Genomic DNA, 878 nt, shown 5'->3' with positions numbered 1-878 from the left:
TTATAAAATCTCTTAATTACTTGTGGGTAATCAACCAGCAGTTATGAATATGCTTATTACGAGAGAAATCTAGAGGCAATGTCTTAGCAGAGATGTTCTGAGCTTTAAGGCCTAGCTCTTCTAAAGCTTCTAAATCCATTTTGAAGTGACGTTTATTGTTAGAGAAAACAATCGTACCTTCTTCACGAAGCAGACGCTTTAGGTTCTCCATCAGCTGGATATGATCACGTTGAACGTCGAAAGATTGATCCATACGCTTCGAGTTTGAGAACGTTGGAGGATCAATGAAGATCAGATCATACGAGCCTTGCTCTTTAGCCAACCATTGTAAGCAGTCAGCTTGAACAAATTGATGTTGACGACCTACACGGCCGTTAAGCTCCATGTTCTCTTTCGCCCACTCTAGGTAGGTATTAGACATATCAACAGTAGTTGTAGAGCGTGCGCCACCCACTGCTGCATGTACAGATGCACTACCTGTATAAGCAAACAGGTTTAGGAAATCCTTGCCTGCCGCCATTTCACCGATACGACGCCGAGTAATCTTATGATCAAGGAATAAACCTGTATCTAGGTAGTCGTGAAGGTTAACAATCAGCTTAACACCGTATTCGTTTACTTCTAGGTTCGATGAATCTTGAGAAAGCTTCTGGTATTGAGAGCGGCCTTTTTGCTTCTGACGAACTTTCAGCACAACGTTATTGGCTTCAACGCCAGTCACTTGAATAGAAGCACGGATGATATCAGTTAGACGACGTTTTGCTTTCTCTTCCGGTACATCTTTAGGTGCAGCGTATTCTTGAATCACAAGATGACCTGGGTATACGTCAATCGCTACATTGTATTCTGGTAAATCTGCATCGTAGATACGGTAACAA

General features: G+C 42.1%; 1 protein-coding gene. It reads right to left on the bottom strand.

Annotated features, from left to right (window positions below):
- Positions 1-16 precede the first annotated feature (16 nt).
- On the bottom strand, positions 17-878 hold an 862-nt coding region (gene rlmKL, locus BCT81_RS26905), incomplete at its 5' end, for a bifunctional 23S rRNA (guanine(2069)-N(7))-methyltransferase RlmK/23S rRNA (guanine(2445)-N(2))-methyltransferase RlmL (RefSeq protein ID WP_102426445.1).

The sequence above is a fragment of the Vibrio sp. 10N.261.52.A1 genome (genome assembly GCF_002876325.1).
GTDB lineage: Bacteria > Pseudomonadota > Gammaproteobacteria > Enterobacterales > Vibrionaceae > Vibrio > Vibrio chagasii.
This window is presented reverse-complemented; position numbering and strand designations above follow the sequence as displayed.